This window comes from Cohnella thermotolerans DSM 17683 (assembly GCF_000429825.1).
Taxonomy (GTDB): Bacteria; Bacillota; Bacilli; order Paenibacillales; family Paenibacillaceae; genus Cohnella; species Cohnella thermotolerans.
Window position 1 is genome coordinate 50083 of the sequence record NZ_KE386962.1, and the last position, 19282, is coordinate 69364.

Annotated in this window: 20 protein-coding genes and 1 other RNA gene; 12 read left to right on the top strand and 9 right to left on the bottom strand. The window is 57.3% G+C overall.

Annotation, left to right across the window (positions count from 1 at the left end):
- Positions 1 to 115: 115 nt before the first annotated feature.
- Both G485_RS0122420 and G485_RS0122425 read right to left on the bottom strand, forming a co-directional pair.
- A complete protein-coding gene (locus G485_RS0122420) occupies positions 116 to 1312 on the bottom strand; it encodes a putative glycoside hydrolase (RefSeq protein ID WP_027094376.1) in 1197 nt (398 codons plus the stop codon).
- A 199-nt stretch (positions 1313 to 1511) separates the two neighbouring features.
- Positions 1512 to 2351, bottom strand: coding sequence for a YitT family protein (locus tag G485_RS0122425; RefSeq protein WP_027094377.1), 840 nt, complete (start codon positions 2349 to 2351; stop codon positions 1512 to 1514).
- 203 nt (positions 2352 to 2554) lie between these two features.
- Between G485_RS0122425 and cshA the strand changes: the two genes are divergently transcribed.
- From cshA to G485_RS0122440, 4 genes are all read left to right on the top strand, one after another.
- The gene (gene cshA / locus G485_RS27845; protein ID WP_051318495.1) at positions 2555 to 4168 is read left to right on the top strand and encodes a degradosome RNA helicase CshA; all 1614 of its coding nucleotides are present in this window, start codon (positions 2555 to 2557) and stop codon (positions 4166 to 4168) included.
- Positions 4169 to 4202: 34 nt separating this feature from the next.
- A complete protein-coding gene (locus G485_RS0122435; RefSeq protein WP_027094378.1) occupies positions 4203 to 4973 on the top strand; it encodes a YesL family protein in 771 nt (256 codons plus the stop codon).
- Positions 4974 to 5018: 45 nt separating this feature from the next.
- Positions 5019 to 5201, top strand: a non-coding RNA gene (gene ssrS / locus G485_RS29555) — 6S RNA.
- Between the two features lie 82 nt (positions 5202 to 5283).
- Positions 5284 to 5670, top strand: a complete 387-nt coding sequence (locus tag G485_RS0122440; RefSeq protein WP_027094379.1) for a DUF1499 domain-containing protein — start codon at positions 5284 to 5286, stop codon at positions 5668 to 5670.
- 83 nt (positions 5671 to 5753) lie between these two features.
- Here the strand turns inward: G485_RS0122440 and tpx are convergent, their stop codons facing one another.
- The gene (gene tpx, locus G485_RS0122445; RefSeq protein WP_027094380.1) at positions 5754 to 6272 is read right to left on the bottom strand and encodes a thiol peroxidase; all 519 of its coding nucleotides are present in this window, start codon (positions 6270 to 6272) and stop codon (positions 5754 to 5756) included.
- 116 nt (positions 6273 to 6388) lie between these two features.
- Between tpx and G485_RS0122450 the strand changes: the two genes are divergently transcribed.
- Both G485_RS0122450 and gltC read left to right on the top strand, forming a co-directional pair.
- Entirely contained in the window at positions 6389 to 6988 is a 600-nt protein-coding gene (locus G485_RS0122450; RefSeq protein WP_027094381.1) for a rhomboid family intramembrane serine protease, read from the top strand.
- An 85-nt stretch (positions 6989 to 7073) separates the two neighbouring features.
- Complete coding sequence (gene gltC, locus G485_RS0122455; protein WP_027094382.1) at positions 7074 to 7976, top strand: glutamate biosynthesis transcriptional regulator GltC; 903 nt, start codon at positions 7074 to 7076, stop codon at positions 7974 to 7976.
- A 140-nt stretch (positions 7977 to 8116) separates the two neighbouring features.
- Here the strand turns inward: gltC and G485_RS0122460 are convergent, their stop codons facing one another.
- A complete protein-coding gene (locus G485_RS0122460) occupies positions 8117 to 8800 on the bottom strand; it encodes a zinc metallopeptidase (RefSeq protein ID WP_027094383.1) in 684 nt (227 codons plus the stop codon).
- Between the two features lie 48 nt (positions 8801 to 8848).
- A complete protein-coding gene (locus G485_RS0122465; RefSeq protein WP_035157800.1) occupies positions 8849 to 9292 on the bottom strand; it encodes a MerR family transcriptional regulator in 444 nt (147 codons plus the stop codon).
- Between the two features lie 417 nt (positions 9293 to 9709).
- Between G485_RS0122465 and G485_RS0122470 the strand changes: the two genes are divergently transcribed.
- From G485_RS0122470 to G485_RS0122480, 3 genes are all read left to right on the top strand, one after another.
- Complete coding sequence (locus G485_RS0122470) at positions 9710 to 11086, top strand: ammonium transporter (protein ID WP_027094385.1); 1377 nt, start codon at positions 9710 to 9712, stop codon at positions 11084 to 11086.
- 63 nt (positions 11087 to 11149) lie between these two features.
- Entirely contained in the window at positions 11150 to 12229 is a 1080-nt protein-coding gene (locus G485_RS0122475; protein ID WP_027094386.1) for a DUF294 nucleotidyltransferase-like domain-containing protein, read from the top strand.
- 5 nt (positions 12230 to 12234) lie between these two features.
- Positions 12235 to 12972, top strand: coding sequence for an exonuclease domain-containing protein (locus tag G485_RS0122480; protein ID WP_027094387.1), 738 nt, complete (start codon positions 12235 to 12237; stop codon positions 12970 to 12972).
- Here G485_RS0122480 and G485_RS28645 read toward each other — a convergent pair.
- A complete protein-coding gene (locus G485_RS28645) occupies positions 12969 to 13364 on the bottom strand; it encodes a M67 family metallopeptidase (protein ID WP_051318496.1) in 396 nt (131 codons plus the stop codon). The two genes, G485_RS0122480 and G485_RS28645, sit on opposite strands and share 4 nt — an antisense overlap.
- Before the next feature lie 109 nt (positions 13365 to 13473).
- The gene (locus G485_RS0122490; protein WP_027094388.1) at positions 13474 to 14793 is read right to left on the bottom strand and encodes an MFS transporter; all 1320 of its coding nucleotides are present in this window, start codon (positions 14791 to 14793) and stop codon (positions 13474 to 13476) included.
- 150 nt (positions 14794 to 14943) lie between these two features.
- On the opposite strand from G485_RS0122490, the gene G485_RS0122495 reads away from it, so the two are divergent.
- Complete coding sequence (locus tag G485_RS0122495) at positions 14944 to 15504, top strand: TlpA family protein disulfide reductase (protein ID WP_027094389.1); 561 nt, start codon at positions 14944 to 14946, stop codon at positions 15502 to 15504.
- Between the two features lie 59 nt (positions 15505 to 15563).
- On the opposite strand, the gene cimA is transcribed toward G485_RS0122495, so the two are convergent.
- Entirely contained in the window at positions 15564 to 17174 is a 1611-nt protein-coding gene (gene cimA, locus G485_RS0122500) for a citramalate synthase (protein ID WP_027094390.1), read from the bottom strand.
- 185 nt (positions 17175 to 17359) lie between these two features.
- Here cimA and G485_RS0122505 point away from each other — a divergent pair, with 185 nt between their 5' ends.
- Positions 17360 to 18643 carry a DNA polymerase IV gene (locus G485_RS0122505; protein WP_027094391.1) on the top strand — a complete coding sequence of 428 codons (1284 nt, stop codon included), beginning with the start codon at positions 17360 to 17362 and terminating at the stop codon, positions 18641 to 18643.
- Positions 18644 to 18767: 124 nt separating this feature from the next.
- A complete protein-coding gene (locus tag G485_RS0122510) occupies positions 18768 to 19004 on the top strand; it encodes a ferredoxin (protein ID WP_027094392.1) in 237 nt (78 codons plus the stop codon).
- Here the strand turns inward: G485_RS0122510 and G485_RS30715 are convergent.
- A partial coding sequence (locus tag G485_RS30715) for a hypothetical protein (RefSeq protein WP_035157768.1) occupies positions 18994 to 19282 on the bottom strand: 289 nt, incomplete at its 5' end. The two genes, G485_RS0122510 and G485_RS30715, sit on opposite strands and share 11 nt — an antisense overlap.

Here is a 19282-nt window from a genome sequence, read left to right on the forward strand (position 1 = left end):
GGCGCCCGAAAGGGCTGGAGCCGGTGCAGCTTTTTTGCGCGGCGTTCGAGCGGGGGCTCCCCCAAAAGTAATCGGAATAAGCTGCAGCGCTTCACGTCACTTTTGGGGGAATGTATCAGTATTGCGCCCCGGCGGAATACTTGTTGCCCGCGTTCCAGAGCAGAAATTCGGACACGCCCGAATCCTTGAGCGCTTTAATTTGCGCCGACACTTCGGCCGCTCCGTACTTCATGTAGTGCCCTTTGCCCAGCCAGCTCGCTGTGAAGTCCTGAATCCAGGGGCGAACGATCGGCTGATTGGCCCCGAGCGTATCCAACTTTTTGTGCGTGTCCGCCATCGCGCCTTTGATCGTCGCGTACGGCTCCAAATCCGGATTTTTCAGATTGAACCACCCTGCGCTGTAGTGACTGGGATAAATCATCGGGCTGATGACGTCGACTCCGTCGGAGATTTTCACGAAGTCCTGACCGATGCCTTCCGCCGCCGGCACCGACGCGGCGTAGCCGAAGATGTCCATCGACACCCGGACGCCCAGCGGGGCGAGCTGTCCGCGCGCGTAGGCGACGAAATCGGAGACGACCTCGACCCGTGACTTGTTCGATTTGGTAAACTTCAAATAGTCGGCTTTCTTCTCGAAGCCTTCGGGGAACCGGACATAGTCGAACTGGATCTCCTTGAACCCGAGCTTGGCGGCTTCCTTGGCGATGGCGACGTTGTAGTCCCATACCTCCTTCCGGTACGGGTTGACGAAGCTGTCTCCCTTGCTGTTTTTCCACACGCTTCCAGCGCCCGTCACATAGGAGAATTCAGGGTGCTCTTTGGCGAGCACCGTGTCCTTGAACACGACAATGCGCGCGATCGGGTAGATTTGATGCGCTTTCAGCGTGTTCATCAGCTTGCCGATGTCTTTGATGAAGGGCTGCGGGGTTCCCAGCTTCCGAAGCTCCGGATTGTCCGTGTTGTAGGTGATGTACCCGTTGTCGTCCTTAATGTCGATGACCATGGCGTTCAGCTCGGTCTTATCCACCAGGTCGAGCAGCGAAGCCATCCGCGATCCTCCGGCGCTGTAGGCGGTCACATAAATTCCTTTGACCTTGGGCGCGTCCGGCTGCGGATCGGCGTTCTCGGCGGCGGAATTGTCCGGCGTCCGGCCGGCCGAAGCGGAGCCGGAGCCTGTTCCTTGCGTTTGCGAAGCTTGATAGACCGTATGTATGAATTGCTCAAGCGTGGCGGTTTCCGTCTGCCCGGCCGCGGCTCCGGTTCCGGAGGACGAGGCGTGCAGCAGCAAAAACAAAGCCAGTAAGACGTCCATGAAGCTTCTCTCCCCTTAAGCTCTTTGACCCGATTATAAACGAGTTTGCCGAAGGGAGACAGAGGTATTTTGCCGCATGTTGCGAATCGGTGTCGGGGACGAACGAGGAGCGGGAGCTCTTGCGGAAATCGTCCGATAAACTTTATTAAGAATAGGAAGGAATCGGGGGGGCGGACGGGGAAAAAGATATAGGGAGCGTTCAGCGGGCGGAGCGGCCTCGAAATTCGCCGATGACGTCGACCGTCTGGACGATGTTGACGAACGCTTTCGGATCGAGAGTCCGGACCAGCTTGCGAAGCTCGGCCAGCTCGTATCTAGTCGTTACCGTCATCAACATATCCCTCTCCGCGCTCGTGAAGCCGCCCCTCGTCTTCAGGATCGTGACGCCGCGCGGCATCTGCAGCAGTCTGGCGGCCAATTCCTCGGTCCGGTTCGTTACGATGAACGCCGTCACCTTGCGATGCGGCGTGTGCACGGCGTCAATCACTTTTCCCGTCACGAAGATCGACAGCATAGAATAAAGGGCGGGATCCCAATTGCGATTGTAGAAGATCAAGGCGATCACGACGGCCGAGTTCAGAAAAAAAATAAGAATGCCGACTGGAAGGTCGCGGTAGCGGGAAATAATGGAAGCGATGATGTCGAAGCCTCCCGATGAGCCGCCGTAACGAAGGGCGACGGCCGTGCCCGTTCCGACGAGAACGCCTCCGAACACGGCGGCCAGCAAAGGCTCGTCCGTCAGGTCGAGGACCGGGATGACCTGCATGGACAACGAGGTGCTGGCGACCGAGACGATGCTGTATACGATGAATCGGCGTCCGAGAACCTTCAGCCCCCACAACAGGATGGGGACGTTGAGGGCAAAATAGAGCCAGCCGATATTCCAGCCGGTGATGTAGCCCGCCACCATGGCCACGCCGGAGATGCCTCCGCTCAGAAGGCCCTCGGGGATGAGGAACAATTGGAAGCCGCAGGCGATGACCGCGGAACTGGCTGCCATCAGAAGGGAGTAAAGACAGAGAGACACCCACTTGTTCATGGAGAGAACCTCCGGTTCGCTTGGCCTTTTTCAACAGTAGGGTTCCCCGGCACAAGGCGGTCATACGGCCTAGCGGTTGGGCGAGAATCGGCATCTGACGGAATGACTGGAGTTTCCAATGCGCTTTGTGCTATAATGTACTGTATATTTTTTTGGAAGCCGTTCAAATAGAAGGCCCAATACAGAAGGAGTTTGAAAAAAATTTGAGCACATTTTCACAATTCGGCTTGGAGCCCGACGTTCTTCAAGCCATTACGGAGCTGGGGTATGAAGAACCGACCCCCATTCAATTGCACGCGATTCCCGTCGCTCTGAGCGGTAAAGATATGATCGGGCAGGCACAGACTGGCACCGGCAAGACGGCGGCGTTCGGCATTCCGCTCGTCAGCAAGATCGCAGCGTCCGAGGATCGCATCGTTACGCTCATCATGACGCCTACCCGCGAGCTTGCCATTCAGGTCGCCGAAGAGATCGAGAAGCTCGGACGCTTCAAGGGACTTCGCTCGCTGCCTATCTACGGCGGTCAGGACATCGGACGCCAGATTCGCGGTTTGCGCCGCAAGCCGCAGATCATTATCGGCACGCCGGGCCGTCTGCTGGACCATATTAACCGCAAGACGATCCGCCTGGACGACGTGCAGACGGTCGTGCTGGACGAAGCGGACGAAATGCTCGACATGGGCTTCATGGACGATATCCAATCCATTCTGAGCCTGGTGCCGGAAGAGCGTCAAACGCTGCTGTTCTCGGCTACGATGCCGCCGAACATTCAGAAGCTGGCGCAGCAGTTCCTTAAGGATCCGGAACATATCTCCATGATTCCGAAGACGCAGACGACGAACAAGAACATCCAGCAGTTTTATATCGAAGTTCAGGAGCGGATGAAGTTCGACGGGCTGTGCCGCCTGCTTGACATGGAACCGCCGGAGCTGGCCATCATCTTCGGACGGACGAAGCGCCGTGTGGCGGAGCTGTCCGAAGCGCTCTTGAAGCGCGGCTATGCGGCGGACGGCCTGCACGGCGACCTGTCGCAGAACCAGCGCGACGCGGTCATGCGGAAGTTCCGCGACGGCAGCATCGACGTTCTGGTCGCAACCGACGTCGCCGCGCGCGGTCTCGACATCTCCGGCGTCACGCACGTCATTAACTTCGACTTGCCGCAGGATCCCGAGAGCTACGTTCACCGGATCGGCCGTACCGGACGCGCGGGCAAGGAAGGCACGTCCTGGACGTTCGTCACGCCTCGCGAGATCGACCATCTGCACTTTATCGAGAAGGTGACCCGTCATCGTATCTCCAGAAAGCCGCTGCCGACGATCGCGGAAGCGATGGAAGGCAAGCAGCGCGTCGTCGCGGAACGGATTATCGACGCGGTAGACGACGAGAACGACGTAGCTTCGTTCAAGTTCGTGGCTACCCAGCTGCTGGAGCAGTACGATTCCGTCCAATTGCTGTCGGCGGCCATGAAGCTGCTGACCGGCGACAAGAAGGACGTCGCGATCGAGTTGACGCCGGAAGATCCGATCCGTTCGAAGAAGCGCAAATTCGACGGACGGGGCGGAGGCGGATACGGCGGCGGTCAGCGTCGCGGAGGCTACGGCGGCGGACAAGGCCGCGGCGGCCAGGGCCGTTCCGGTTACGGCGGCGGGCAAGGAGGCGGTTACCGCAAGCCTTATCGCGAAGGCGGCTATCGGGAAGGCGGATACCGCGACCGCCGCGAGGACGGCGGCTACCGCAGCGGATCGCCGCGCGGAGACCGCCGGGACGATCCCCGCGGGGGCGCCCGTTCGCACAACGAAGATTATGTAAACATCTGACGAACGACAGCTTCGTCTGAGGAGGAAGTACTCCATGGAGATGCGGGGCATGATGGGCGGTTTTTACAAGATCTCCGAATGGATCATGCGTTTGTCCGTAACGAACGTCCTGTGGGTGTTGTGTTCTTTGCCGGTATGGTATTTCATGCTGTCATTGCTTCACTCCGAGACGACGGACCAGTTCGTGGTTACGTTCATTCTGATTTCCATCCTGTCCCCGTTTACCCTGTTTCCGGCGACCTCGGCCATGTTCTCGGTCGCCCGGAAATGGGTGATGGGCGATACGGACGTGCCGTTGTTCAAGACGTTCTTCCGCAGCTACAAGGCGAACTACCTGCAAGCCATGCTCGGCGGATTGCTGTACATGGTGTTGTTCGCCATCCTGATTATCGATTATCAGGTTTATTTGAAAAACCTGAAAGGCTTCGGCGTGCTCGCCATTTTGTTCCTGGCCTTGATGGTGCTGCTCTTTATCTCGCTGTTTCAGTTTTTCTCGATGCTGTCGCATTTTCATATGAAAACGATTCAGCTCGTCAAGAATGCCGTCATTCTGACGATCGGACGCCCGCTGCGTTCCTTGTCGACGGCCATCGTAAGCGCATTCGTCATTTACATCAGTCTGTTCAAGTTTACGTTCCTCATCCCGTTCTTCATGGGAAGCATTATCGCGGTCGTCGCCTTCTTCAACTTTTACCAGACGATTCAGAAGATGCAGGCGAAGACGGAAGCGGATTCAAACGATTTGCCGATCGAAGAGTCGCCGACCAAGGACGAAGAAGAAAGCGGCAAAAACGGAAGCGTCTAAAGGCCGCGGGTTTACTTTTCCCGATGCGGTGCGTATAATAAGGTTTACCTCCTGCGATGTTCGTCACGACGATAATTGTTTTGAACCAATGCTGTTTCTAAGGGAGTCCTACATTGCGCGGCGGCTGGCATGCCCTCGAAAGGGGAAGTCAAAAGCGTACGCTGCGGACACCCACCTGCGAGAGCGGGTTCAGAAACTTGCGCGTCGAACGGCATTTGCGGGTTTTTTTCTTTTGCGGATGGCTTTTATCCCCGGGACAAGCATGGTATGATATTAGGTAGCGCATTGGCACCCGGAGGGAGAGAGTGTATTGCTTAAGCGAATGCTCATCGGATTATTTCGCAGCCAGGAACATACGGGCGACAAGGCGAAGGATCCGAAATTGAAATCCCATTATTACCGCTTGTCGAAGGATCGGGCCTGGGAAGAGATCGGATCGATTCTGAAGAAGATGCAAGGTTATCGCGTTCTCCATGAAGTGCCGACGATCGGCGAGATCGTTATGGAGAAGAAGACGATGTCGGGACGGACGATGGACATCACCGTTCAGATCGTAGGAACCGGACCGGGCTCGTCGGCCGTGGACATCTACTCGGCTTCCAGAGGCTCGTTAGGAGATCTGGGGGCGAATTATCGCGTCATTCAGGAAATCTACGGCGTCCTCGATAAGAAGCTGGCCTCATATAAGCAGCAATAACGCGGAAGAACATAAGAAAGCGAGGAAGGCGGGTGGCCTTGCCTCGCTTTTGTTGCGCCTGAGCCCGGCGCCCGGTTCTGTTTTTAAACGAGCGCTTTGACGGCGCCTACGGCAGCTTCGTAGTTCGGATGTTCCGTCATTTCCTTCAGCACTTCGATATAAGTGATTTTGTTGTTCTTGTCCAGGACGAAGATCGAACGCATGTCCAGTTGAAACTCTTTGATCAGGACGCCGTATGCTTTACCGAAGGTGTTGCCTTTGTAGTCGGAGAGCAGGACGACGCGATCCACGCCGGCTGCGCCGCACCAGCGGGCTTGGGCGAACGGAAGGTCCGCGCTTACGGTCAGGATGACGACATTGTCGCCAAGCTTGGAAGCTTCTTCGTTGAAGCGGCGCGTTTGGGCGTCGCATACTCCCGTATCGATCGAAGGCACGACGCTGATCAGCTTCACTTTGCCTGCGAAATCTTGCAGGGAAGCGGTCTCAAGCAGGTTTTTCTGCAATTGGAAGTCCGGAGCCTGGTCTCCGACCTTCAGTTCGGGTCCGATCAGCGTAAGAGGATTGCCTTTAAAGGTTGCAACGTTGGTGCGTTCTTGGCTCATAATGAGAAATACCTCCTTTAGGGAATGGGCTTGCCGAACTTATTATAATCCGTTGGAAATGCCGTTGTCCAATAATCGGCAACCGGCGCGGACGGGGAAGGAAAAGGGGACTTGCCTTGATTTTCGTCAGATACGAGAGCTGGCGCCAATACGTTCGGCTCTATCCGGTCAACTCGCTGATCATCGTTCTGTGCATCGTCTTGTTCGGCGTCGAGCTGGCGCTTGGGGGCTTTACGACGGATAACCTGCTTCGGCTCGGGGCGATCACCAATTTGCCCGGGTTCAACGACTGGTGGAGATACGTTGCGGCGCTGTTCCTGCACGGAAGCTGGCCGCACCTGCTTTTTAACCTGTTCGGACTGTTCGTCTTCGCGCCTCCGCTGGAGCGGATGTGCGGGCATGCGCGCTACGCGCTGTTCTATCTCGTCTCCGGCGTTCTGGGCAACCTGGTCGCCGTCTGGCTGGCCTCCGGTCCCTGGTATGCCGTAGGGGCTTCTACGTCGATCTACGGCCTTTACGGTGCGTATTTGTATATTTGCCTGTTCCAGAGGCAGAAGCTGGATCAGAGCTCGCGTACGACCGTATACGGCATTCTGTTTACCGGGCTGATCTATTCCTTCCTCGTACCGAATATCGGCTACTGGGCGCATCTGGGCGGTCTGGCGGCGGGATTCGCGCTTTACCGGCTAATGGGATCGGCCTGGACGAGATCGTAAGCCGGTCGTCGGCGAAGAATGAGGCATTGCGTGCAGGCAGGACAGTTATCAAATGGGCTAATGGTGTGGAAGGGGTAAAGGCAAGGTGGAGCTTCGACAATTGCAATATTTCGTTCATGTGGCGAAAATCCAGCATGTGACCAAGGCGGCCGAGGAGCTGCACGTGGCGCAGTCTGCCGTCAGCCGGCAAATTCACCGGCTGGAGGAGGAGCTCGGCGTCCGCCTGTTTATGCAGAGGGGTAGGAACGTTCAGCTGACGCCGGTTGGCCAGCTGTTCCTGAAGCGTGCGGAAGGCATTCTGGAGGATCTGGACCGCGCCGTAAACGAGATTCACGAGTTCCTCGATCCGGAAGTCGGCGAGATTCGTCTCGGGTTTCCGCACAGCTTGGGCATTCACCTCATTCCGCAGGTGATCGCCGAGTTCCGCGCCAAACATCCGAACGTCAAGTTCCGCTTCAAGCAGGGGATGTTCGCGTCGCTGATCCGGGACGTCATCGAAGCCGAAGTCGATCTTGCGTTCATCTCGCCGCTGCCGGACAAGAACGACCATGTGTGCGGCGAAATTGTGCTGACGGAGAACCTGTTCGCCATTCTGCCCGCCAATCACCCGCTGGCCAACGAGGAAGAGATCGACCTTTACCAGTTGAAGGACGACACGTTCGTGTTGTTCAGCAGCGGCTACTCGCTGCGTCCGATCGTATGGGAGGCATGCCGGGCCGCCGGCTTCGTGCCGCGGATCGGCTTCGAAGGCGAGGAGACGGACACGATCCGCGGTCTCGTCGCCGCGGGGATGGGCGTCAGTCTGCTGCCGGAGATGGCGCTCAGCCATACGAGCCCGTTCATGCCGGCCATCGTCAAGCTCAAGGAGCCCGGCGTCACCCGCACGATCGCGCTCATTCGCCGCGCCGGAGAGAAGCCTTCGAGGGTCGTGCGGCTGTTCCACGACTTCCTGATCGCCTACTTTCGCGAGCAGTATCGGCCAAGGTAGAGGCGGCTGTAAGATCGAAAATCGCCTTTACAGCAAGTCAGCTTCGAGGACAACCGAAGTAAGAGGCCGGAGGCTATGCAGTAAGCAAACCAAAACAAAGATGGCGGCGCCGGGATTGTCTCCCGAGCGCCGCCATCTTTTTATTCGTCCCGGCTGCTTGTGAAGATCATGATGTATTTGACCAATTCGAGCAAGGAGATCAAAGCGGCGGCTACGTATGTCAGCGCGGCCGCGTTCAGCACCTTGGCGACGCCTCGCTCCTCCTGGTTGGTGATGAAGCCTTCCGCAACCATCAGGCGGCGCGCCCGGGCGCTGGCGTTGAATTCCACCGGCAGCGTCACCAATTGGAAAGCGACGGCGGCCGAGAAGAAGATGATGCCGAGCCCGATCAGGTTCAAGGCATGGAACAAGAAGCCTGCAAGCAGCAGGAACGGCGCGATACCGGATGCGAAGCGGACGACCGGGAACATCCGGTGGCGCAGCACGAGCATTGGATAATGCTGCTTATGCTGGATCGCATGCCCGACTTCGTGGCAGGCGACGGAGATCGCCGAGATCGAGCTCTCGTAGTAAACCGGCTCGGACAGGCGGACGACGCGCTGCACCGGATCGTAGTGGTCGGACAGCTTGCCGGGAACCGGCTCGATCGGAATATCGTGAAGACCGTTGCGGTCGAGCATCCGCCGGGCGGCTTCATAGCCGGTCATGCCGCTCATCGCCTGAACCTCGGACCATCTGTTGAACGTACCGCTTACCCTGAATTGCGCCCATAGCGACAACAGGAACGCGATAATAATGAGAAAGTCCATCGGGTGAAAAAACATTACTGTTCCCTCCATCTTCAATGAAGAGCTCGCGGTTGCGTTCGCCCGTCACATCAGGTTGCTCTTCCCGAGCAGCAGCAGCAGCGCTTCGATGCACGCCGCCGTCTGGGGCGTAATCGCCCGGAACAGCCGCTTGGCCTGCTGGGGCTTAAGCTGGTCCAACACCGGCTCCAATTCCTTGACCTCCCGTTCAAGCTGGGTCAAATGGCTTTGCAGATCGACCAGCTTGCGGGATACGTGCTCGTTCGGAGTGACCCGCGTGAAGGAGGCGAACTTCTCCTTGATTTCTTCGAGTGTAAATTTCTGCGCCTTCAATTGTTCAATACGGCGTATCCGTTCCAAAGTTTCATCGTCGTACAGCCGATAATTGCCGCCGGACCGTTTGACCGGGTGGATGAGTCCGATGCCAGTGTAGTAATCGATAGTCCGAGGGCTGATTCCGGCAAGCTGGGCCAGCTCGCCGATACGGTACAGATTGCGCTGCGGCTCCATCGATCCTTGACGCACGCCATTCACCTTCCTTCTGTAGCATGTGATTCCCTATTGTTAATATACTCAATTCACAACCATACAGTCAAACGTGATGCTTTTGGGCGTCTGTACGCTTTTTTGCGCGAACGAAAAAGCGGTCGTGAAATGTTTGATGACACGAATTTGCTTTGTGAATATTCGCTAATTCTTGGGTTGCAGGCCATGTAGGGATAAATGCCCTGAAAACCGGGGTAATTGAGGGGAAATGGGGGCTATTTCTTAACATTTGGACATTTCGGCGTTTTTAATGTTAGATTTTTAGCACAAATCCTAATCATTTATAACAAAATCATATTGTCAAATCGTGAACATCTTACTATAATGACACTAAGCCTTTCTTTAAATGTTATGTTACATTACACGTAGGGAGTGGTCGGTTTGGTCAAGAAGAGTTTGCTTGCTTTAGGCGCGTTGCTGGTTCTTTTCCCATCCATGGCATTTGCGGCGGACGGTGAAGGACCTACGACGACGATGCTGGACATGGGACTAAATGCCCTCTGGATTCTCGTTGCAGGTATTCTCGTCCTGTTGATGCAAGGCGGGTTCATTCTTCTCGAGACGGGTTCCACCCGGATGAAAAACGCGGGCCACGTTGCGGGCAAGACGATTTTTACGGTTGGTCTCGTATCGCTTGTTTATTGGGCGGTCGGCTACGGCTTCGCGTTCGGCGGTGATGCCGGCGAAGGCTTGAGCAAGTTTATCGGCATCGGCGACTTTTTCTTTAATCCGCCGATTGCGGCCAGCGACGGCGATTCGTATCCGTCCACCATCTTCTTCGTCTTCCAGCTGGCGTTTGCGGCGGTGTCGCTGTCCATCGCGTGGGGCGGCTTCGCGGAACGCGCCAAATTGTCGGTGTATCTGATCTTTACGCTGATCTTCGGCTCCGTCATTTATCCGGTCATCGCGCACTGGATCTGGGGCGGCGGCTGGCTGGCGGACGACGGCTCGCAGGACTATGCGGGATCGACGGTCGTCCACTTGACGGGCGCCATGGCCGCTTTCGCCGCGACGATTCTGCTGAAGCCGCGGATCGGCAAATTCAACAAAGACGGCTCTGCGAATGAAATTCTCGGGCACAACCAAGTGTTTACCTCCCTTTCGGTATTGCTGCTGTGGGTAGGCTGGTTCGGCTTCAACGCGGGCAGCGCGGTCGCCGTAGGCGACGGGTTCTTCGGCTACGTCGCGTTCACGACCCAATTGGGCGCAGCAGGCGGCGCGGTAGCGGCCCTGCTCATCTCTTGGCTCGTCAAAGGCAAAGCGGACATCGGCGTCACGCTGAACGGCGCGCTGGCCGGACTTGTCGCCATCACGGCTTCCTGTGCGTACGTCGAACCTTGGGCTGCCGTCGTCATCGGTCTGGCAGCGGGCGTGCTCGTCTTCCTGAGCCAACAATTCTTCGAGAAGATCCGCGTAGACGACCCGATCGCCGCCATGTCCGTGCACGGCGCGGCAGGAGTTTGGGGCACGCTGGCGAATGGATTATTTGCAACGCCGGCGCTCGTCGAGAAAGTCGGCGTCGGTCAGGCCGGCCTCTTCTACGGCGGCGGCGGCCATCAGCTGTGGGTTCAATTCGAGTCGGTCGTCGTGTGCGGCGCCTTCGCATTCGCAGCTTCCTTCGTCGTCCTCTGGATCATCAAGCAAGTGATCGGCCTGCGCGTAACCGAAGAGCAAGAAATTATCGGCTTGGACTTGAGCGAACACGGCAACTACGGTTATCCGGAAGCGCTCAAGAAATCGGGCTCGGCGTCGCTCTAATCGTTCGTTCACACCATCGGTCGCATCGTTCGCCGGCGTCCATACAGGAGGGGAAGAAGCCGCATGTCCAAGCTTCACAAGGAGAAGCGGTTGCTTGACATCAACGGCGCCGGAAATCCGGAATGCTTGAAGGAAATCCGAAGGGAGGAGCAGAACCGCCTCGTGGCGGTTCTCTCCGCTGCTTCGGCAATCGAACTCGTCGAAGAGCTGAACGAGCTTCACGACGCCTTGATCGGCAGGGCGTTGAAGCTTGCGGAGATCGAGTTGGCACGGTTGGGGCTTGGCGCTCCTCCCGTGCCTTATGCATATCTGTTGTTCGGAAGCGGCGGACGCCGCGAACAGACGCTGAGCAGCGACCAGGACAGCGGCATTGTCTACAGCGACCCGGAGGACGAAGAAGACGCGGAACGTCTCGCGCATTATTTTCGTTCGTTCGCGGCTATGGTCGTGGACTATCTCATCAAGATCGGCTATCCGCCCTGCGAAGGCAACGTGATCGCGTCGAATCCGGAATGGTGCTTGCCGATCGGGGAATGGGAGCGCAAGCTGGATAGCTGGTTCGCCGAACCGAGCTGGGAGAACGTGCGCTACTTGCTCATCGTGGCGGACGGCAGACGGGTGGCCGGCGACGCCGGGCTGGTGGAGCGGTGGCATCAACGCTTCCATCGGGACGTCCAAGGACATCCCGTCATCGCCAGACGAATGATGGAAAATACGCTGCGCCACAAAGTGCTGGTCGGCGTTTTCGGACAATTGCTGAAGGAACGTTACGGAGAGAATGCCGGAAGTTTGGATATCAAGTACGGCGCCTATATCCCGATGGTCAACGTGTTCCGGCTGCTGGCCGTGCAAGCCGGCATTGCCGAGACGAGCACGATCGGGCGCATCCGGGCGCTTGAGCAAGCGGACATATTGACGGCGAAGGAAGCGCGGGAGTCGATGGAGGCTTTCGATCTCTTCCTCAAGCTCCGTCTGTTGGCGGCGGCGAAGGACGAGGAGGGCCAATGGATCGGCACCGGGAAGCTTCCCGCCGAGAAGTTGAACCGCGAATGGAAGACTCCCTTGAAGAAGGCGCTGAAGCTTGGGCGCAAGCTTCAGCGTCAGGTCGAGAGGGAGATGCGATACCGCTTCGGCGGGAGGTGAACATCTTGAAGGAACCCAAAAGTCCGATGGGCCGTATGTGGCATCTGTACAAGATGGGCGGCATTACCCCGGCCATCGCTTCGCTGCTCGGCTCCTCCAACGCGCAGCAAATGGCCTTTATCCGGTCGATGTCCCGCGACCAGCGGAAGGAGTCCGCGCTGGAGACGCCGCTGGACGAGCTGGAAGCCGTCGTTTTCGATCTCGAGACGACGGGTTTCAATCCGTACAGCGGCGACGAAATTTTGTCCATCGGCGGCGTTCTGGTCAAGGGCAAAGCGTTCGAGGACGCGGAGCCCTTCTACCGGCTGGTGAACCCGAGAAGGAAAGTACCGAAGCATATTGTCGAGTTGACCGGCATTACGAACGAAATGGCCGAGAACGCTCCCGACCTGATGCAGGGGCTCCACGACTTTCTCGATTTTGCCGGGAAGCGCGTGCTCATTGCGCACGGCAGCGGACACGACAAGCAGTTCCTCAACGCGGCCTTGTGGAAAACGTCAAAGGTCAACCTGACGCACCGGGTGCTCGATACGATGATGGTCGCCAAGTGGCTGGAGCCGCAACGCAAAAGCTACGGTTTGGACGAGTTGTTGGAGACGTACGGCGTGGAGATTACCGTCCGCCACCATGCGCTTCACGACTCGATCATGACGGCCAAGCTATGGTTCGAATTTTTGAACCGCATTCAAACAAAGCAAGTTTATACTCTCGGGGACTTATATGCTTATTTGAGCCGCCATTAACCCGGAACGGTTTTGACCGGGATCGGATACCATTCCTTCTCCGGCGTTCTGCCGAAAACGCGGATTTCCGGCCTTGCACCGGATAATCCGACAATCCAATAAGCGCCCGCCCCGTCCCATCCTTCGGCGTCCAATCGGCTCGGCGTTGGCGAACCGTTCGGATGCGAGTGGAAAAAACCGACGATCGTTCGTTGGTTTTTTTGCGCTTCATAGTGAATTCGCACCCATTCCGCGGGATCGAACCGGAACGAGACTTCCGGGTTCGAAGCGGCATTGCGGACGACCGCGAATCCGTCGGCCCGAAGCCGGCCGTCCCGGACGGCGCCGAAGACGACGCCGCAGCATTCGTAAGGCAGGCGGTCGCGGCATTGCCGAATCAGGTTCGTCTGCATGGCTTCGATTAGGATCGCTTCCGCATAACGCGTCAGAACGTATCACCCCATACGCGAATCTTTTTCTCCAGTATGAGATGAAATTCCCGCGCGGACAACCGCAAGCTTTTTATTTGACCTGCTTGGCCGGCTTGACGAGGAAAAAAACGAGAGCAAGCGTAATGAACGACAGGATGGCGACTGTAATAAAGACCGTCCGATGGGAAATTTCCATCATCCAGCCGAACAGCGGGGGACCGAAGGCAACGCCAAGAAACCGGAGACTGCTGTACAGGGACGTAATCATGCCTCTTTCCGCTTTTTCCACAACACCCGTAATCATCGTCGTCAGGCAAGGAAGCAGCATGCCGGTGCCGATACTGCTGACGGTCAGCAAGCCCATAAAAATGTACAGGTTGTAGTTCAGCCAGATGGCGGCGCACAGCGCACCGGCCATCAGAAGGAGACCGATGTTCATGAGCCAGCGGATCAAAACGCCGTTTTTGCGGATGATGCTGCCGGTAAAATAGGCGGTGGTGACCATGCCGAACAGCGGAATCGCGAGCACGAAGCCTTTGCGCACCCCGTTGATGGAGTAAGGCTTGCCTTCAAGCATGTTGGACAAAAAAAACAGCACGCCGAACAATATGAACATCGCCGCCGCTCCAGCCCAGAACGAGACGATCAGCCATCGGCCGTCCTTGGAGAAGATTCGTCCGATTTTATGGATATATTCCTTGAGCGGCGTCGGAGCCGCGTCGCGCTTCGGTTCCTTGATCAGGAACACGATGGCGGCGATCGCCAAAATACAGAAGCCGGGGAACGAGAAAAAAGCCGCGTACCAGACAATCAATGCGAATAAAGACCCCAGTATCGGGCTGACGACTTTGCCCGAGCCGTTGGACGCTTCAATGAGGCCTAGCGCCTTGCTCTCCTCCGCGTCCTTGTACAAATCCCCGACCAGCGCCATCGCGATCGGCGTCGTGCCGGCCGCTCCGATGCCTTGAACCGCCCGGGCGACGAGCAGCAACCAGTAAGAATGCCATATCGCTGCGAAGCCGGACAGAATGCCGCCTCCGCCGTAAACGATCAGAGCGGGAATCATGACCGCTTTGCGGCTGAAGCGATCCGATAAGTAGCCGGCAATGGGAATGATCAAGCCCGCCGTGACGGAAAATAACGTAATCACCAAGCTGCTCTGAAAGGAAGAAATTTGCAGCTCGCGCCTTAACGTCGGCAAAATCGGCACGATCATCGAGTTCCCGAGCACGAGCACGAGCGGTACGGTCGCAAGCGCAATGTATTCCCATATTTTGTTTTTGGACGAGGAGGCGGGCTTATTCTCAGCTTTGGCACCGTTGTGTCCCGAACGGGAACGCACGGCCATATCGCTGGAGAACATCACCTGCAATTTGTTTTTCGACTTGTCCTTGGTCCGTGACGGTGCCATAAGCTCCTCCTTGGTCGGGTGGATGCGGGAACAGAGATAATGTGCCCATCGGAGGAGGGGCGCATTCGGCGTTCTTTCCGGCAAAGATGGAATCGGGACGGGGATTGAGGTAAGATGGAAGGGCAACGACTATGGAAGAGAGGGGACTTCATGAGACGCAATATCGTCATCCTTGGCGCCGTTTTGATCGCCCTTGCGGCTATCGTTGCCTTCAATTGGCCCGGGCAAGACCGGAAAGGGGAAGAGGTAAAGGCTTCGGCCGGCAGCAGCCAAGCGATGGAGACGGCGCCGAAGCAGGGAGCGCTCGCGCCTTCGTTCGAATTGGCCTCCATCGACGGCGCGACGAATTATAAAGTGGGCGGCAAGCGGGACAAAGCGCTCATAATCAATTTCTGGGCTTCGTGGTGCGGACCGTGCGACATGGAAGCGCCGGATTTGATCAAGCTTTACGACAAATACAAAGACCGGCTCGACTTGTATGCCGTGAACGAAACGAAGTACGACACCGTTCGCGGAGCGAAGGACTTCGTGAAGGAGAAGGAATTGACCTTTCCCGTCCTGATGGACAAGACCGGCAAGGTTGGCGACGACTACAAAGTTTACTCGTATCCGATCAGCTTCATCGTGGACCGGGACGGCGTCGTTCGGCACCGGATCGAAGGCGTCCAACCGATCGCGGACTGGGAGAACATGCTGAAGGACGTGTTGTGATCCCAAAGTTCCGCACAATAAAAAGCATGCCGCCAAGGCATGCTTTTTTTAACAGATAATCAATGGTTGACAAGGCCAAGCGATTCGGGCACCGCATTGGGGACGGTCTCGCTTCTCGCCATGCCGAGCAATGCGTAGCGAATGCTGTCCAGCATCGCTTCCCAGCTCGCTTCGATAACGTTCGACGAGACGCCGACGGTGCTCCACGAATCCTTGAAGTCGGACGATTCGATCAGCACGCGGACTTTGGCCGCTGTTGCGTCCTTCTCGTCGAGAACCCGGACCTTGTAGTCGGTCAGATGGATGTTGGCAATGCCCGGATAGAACTGGACGAGCGCTTTGCGCAGCGCGTTGTCCAAGGCGTTGACCGGCCCGTTCCCTTCCGCGACGGTGTAAACCTGCTCCCCGCCTACCTTGATGCGCACAATCGCCTCGGACAGCATGCCTTCCGCCGTTTTCTCGCACAAGATTTTGAACGATTCGACCGTAAACACGTCTTCCGTCTCGCCGAAAGCGTTGCGGAGCAGCAATTCCAGGGAAGCGTCCGCGCCTTCGAACTGATAGCCTTGATGCTCCAGCTCCTTGATCCGGTCGATCACCTCGCGGGACTTGGAGACCGATTCCACGTCAAGGCCCATCTCCTGCGCCTTGGAGACGATGTTGCTCTGGCCCGCGAGCTCGGAGACGAGGACGCGCTGCTTGTTGCCTACAAGCTCCGGGGAGATGTGCTCGTACGTCTTGGAATCCTTCAGGATGGCGGAGACGTGAATGCCTCCTTTATGCGCGAAAGCGGCGTTGCCCACGTAAGGTTGGTTGACCGGGAGATGAACGTTGGCGATCTCGCCGACGTAACGCGCCACGCCTGTCAGCGATTTTAACTGCTCGTCGCTGATGCAGCGGTACCCCATCTTCAATTGAAGGTTCGGCAAAATGGAGCAAAGATTCGCGTTGCCGCACCGTTCCCCGTACCCGTTGATCGTTCCCTGAACCTGGCGGGCGCCGGCGTCGACCGCGGCCAGCGCGTTCGCTACCGCAAGCTCGCAATCGTTGTGCGTATGAATGCCGATCGGCGACTGGATGACGCCGGTTACCCGGCCGACAATTTCCCGAATTTCCGTCGGCAGCGTTCCGCCGTTCGTATCGCACAGGACGATCCAGTCCGCACCGGCTTCCTTCGCCTTCGTCAAGGCGGCAATGGCATATTCGGGGTTCGCTTTGTACCCGTCGAAGAAGTGTTCCGCGTCGAAAATCGCTTCCAGGCCGTGCCGCTTCACAAAGGCGATCGACTCGTAGATCATCGCCAGATTCTCTTCCAGCGTCGTCTGCAGCGCCGTATGCACGTGGAAGTCCCACGTCTTCCCGACGAGCGTGGCAGCCTTCGCTCCGGATTCGATCAAGTGCTTCAGGTTGGCGTCCTGCTCGCAGACGCTGTTCTTGCGCCGGGTGCTGCCAAAAGCGGTCAGCTTCGCTTGCAGGTTCAGTTCTCTGGCCCGCCTGAAAAACTCGATATCCTTGCTGTTGCTCCCCGGATTGCCGCCTTCGATATAATGAACGCCCAAGGCGTCTAGCTTCAAAGCGATCTTCAGCTTGTCCTCGGCGGTTAGGCTGATGCCTTCGCCCTGCGTGCCGTCCCGAAGAGTGGTGTCGAAAATGCTGATGGAAGTAGTCATGTAGACGGATTGCCTCCTACCTAGAATTCCTGAAGCGCAAACAATTTAACCTATTATACCATGTCAGGACTCAAAAGTAGAGGGCGCTTGCCCTCGCGGCGGACGTCACGGAAGTGCGGACGTTTGTTCGCCTTTGTTATATAATAGAAGGAAGAAGCGATTCGCCGCACGGGAGGTCATGCGCTTTGAACGGCAACCGCAGCCGGATTATTCTCCATATGGATATGAACGCGTTCTATTGCTCCGTTCATGCCGCCGAGCAACCCGACATATATAAAGGTAAGCCCACAGCCGTTGCCGGAAGCGTAGAGCTTCGCAAAGGCGTCGTCGTCACGAGCTCCTACGAAGCCCGAGCCCGCGGTGTCCGGACAGGGATGACGGTCCGGCAGGCGACGCGCGTCTGTCCGGAGCTGATCGTCATTCAGCCGGATTTCGATTTGTACCGGAAATATTCCAGGGCGTTCCTGAAAATCGCGGGCAGCTACACGCCGCTTGTGGAAGCGGTGTCGATCGACGAATGCTACCTGGACATAACGGGAAGCCGCCAATTCGGCGAGCCGCTGGACATTGCGGAAGCGATTCGGAGAAGGGTGAGGGAAGAGCTGTCGCTTCCTTGCTCGATCGGAGTGGCGCCGAACAAGCTCCTTGCCAAGATGGCCTCCGACATGCGCAAGCCGGATGCCATCACTGTGCTCAGGCGCCGCGATGTGCCCGGACTTCTCTGGGACAAACCGTGCCAGACGTTGTTCGGGATCGGGAAGAAGACGGCCGAGAAGCTGACCAGGCTGAACATCCGTACGATCGGCGAGTTGGCCGCGGCCGACGAGAAGTGGCTGGTCGAGCGGTTCGGCGTTTACGGAGGCTGGATGAAGCGCGCTGCGAACGGAATCGACGATGCGCCGGTCGAACCGATTCGGGATGCCGCCAAGTCCATCGGGCATACGACGACGCTTCCGGCCGATCTGACCCGGAAGGAACAGTACCGGGCGGTTCTGCTCAATCTTGCCGATCAGACGACGCGCCGGCTGCGCCGCCAAGGGATGATGAGCTCTACGGTGCAAATAACGATACGCGATCCGGACATGAAGACGATCACGCGTTCGGCGACTTTGGACGTTCCGACGGACGCTGCGGACGAAGTGTACAAGGAGGCGTGCCGTCTGATGGACCGGCACTGGAAGGTAGGCAAGCCGGTACGGCTTCTCGGCATTACGCTGCAGGGACTCAGCCCCAAGTCGGAGACGCCGATCCAACTGGACTTGTTCGGGTATGAGAAAGCTCCCCGCAAGGAACAATTGAATAAAGTGATGGACCGATTGAGGGACAAGTATGGCGAGAGCGCGGTGCTTACGGCCGGCATGCTGACGGATGATCCTTCGGCTTTGATCCGCAACAAGAAAATCCGGGGAACGTCGCTGCAAACGGACTTTCTCCGGGAGAGCGATCCGGAGGAAGACGAGGGGCTGTAAGCGCGCTAGGAGATCGTTTCGTTCTTTATTTTCGTTTGATCTATACGGGTTTTTGTATTATATTGGACAACAGAGAACTCTTTGCTTTTGTTATGTGGCGAATCGATCTAAGGAGGATTATTATATGGCAAAATTTACTTATGTGGATAAGGATACTTGTATCGCGTGCGGCGCGTGCGGCGCTACAGCTCCCGATATTTACGATTACGACGACGAGGGTCTTGCCGAAGTCATTTATGGCGGCGACGGGAACCACGGCAACACCGAAATTCCGGAGGAGCTTTACGACGATCTCCAGGACGCTTGCGACGGATGCCCGACCGATTCGATCAAAGTATCGGACACTCCGTTCAACAACTAATGGTTTGAATGATGCCTTTCTTTGGCCGGTCGGCCGGGGAAAGGTTTTTTTCTGCGTCTGGCCAATTTGGCTCCCCGTATTGCCCATAAAGGGTTCGAATCGATTGGGCCGAACTCCCGTAGCTCCCTCTCTCCGGCGCGTAACCGATCATTCTGGCGGCCGCCCTCGTCACTTCGGCTGCCGCCCGCCCGAACAAGACCAAAAAATGGCCTTGCTGATCGCCACCGCACTCCTCGCCGCCCGAACAAGGCCAAAAAATGGCCTTGCTGATCGCCACC

Excerpts from the sequence above, each read along its gene's own strand:
- G485_RS0122420 (WP_027094376.1), bottom strand. The coding sequence starts at position 1,312 with ATGGACGTCTTACTGGCTTTGTTTTTGCTGCTGCACGCCTCGTCCTCC.
- G485_RS0122425 (WP_027094377.1), bottom strand. The coding sequence starts at position 2,351 with ATGAACAAGTGGGTGTCTCTCTGTCTTTACTCCCTTCTGATGGCAGCC.
- G485_RS0122435 (WP_027094378.1), top strand. The coding sequence starts at position 4,203 with ATGGAGATGCGGGGCATGATGGGCGGTTTTTACAAGATCTCCGAATGG.
- tpx (WP_027094380.1), bottom strand. The coding sequence starts at position 6,272 with ATGAGCCAAGAACGCACCAACGTTGCAACCTTTAAAGGCAATCCTCTT.
- G485_RS0122460 (WP_027094383.1), bottom strand. The coding sequence starts at position 8,800 with ATGTTTTTTCACCCGATGGACTTTCTCATTATTATCGCGTTCCTGTTG.
- G485_RS0122465 (WP_035157800.1), bottom strand. The coding sequence starts at position 9,292 with ATGGAGCCGCAGCGCAATCTGTACCGTATCGGCGAGCTGGCCCAGCTT.
- G485_RS0122475 (WP_027094386.1), top strand. The coding sequence starts at position 11,150 with ATGTCCAAGCTTCACAAGGAGAAGCGGTTGCTTGACATCAACGGCGCC.
- G485_RS28645 (WP_051318496.1), bottom strand. The coding sequence starts at position 13,364 with ATGCAGACGAACCTGATTCGGCAATGCCGCGACCGCCTGCCTTACGAA.
- G485_RS0122490 (WP_027094388.1), bottom strand. The coding sequence starts at position 14,793 with ATGGCACCGTCACGGACCAAGGACAAGTCGAAAAACAAATTGCAGGTG.
- G485_RS0122495 (WP_027094389.1), top strand. The coding sequence starts at position 14,944 with ATGAGACGCAATATCGTCATCCTTGGCGCCGTTTTGATCGCCCTTGCG.
- cimA (WP_027094390.1), bottom strand. The coding sequence starts at position 17,174 with ATGACTACTTCCATCAGCATTTTCGACACCACTCTTCGGGACGGCACG.
- G485_RS0122510 (WP_027094392.1), top strand. The coding sequence starts at position 18,768 with ATGGCAAAATTTACTTATGTGGATAAGGATACTTGTATCGCGTGCGGC.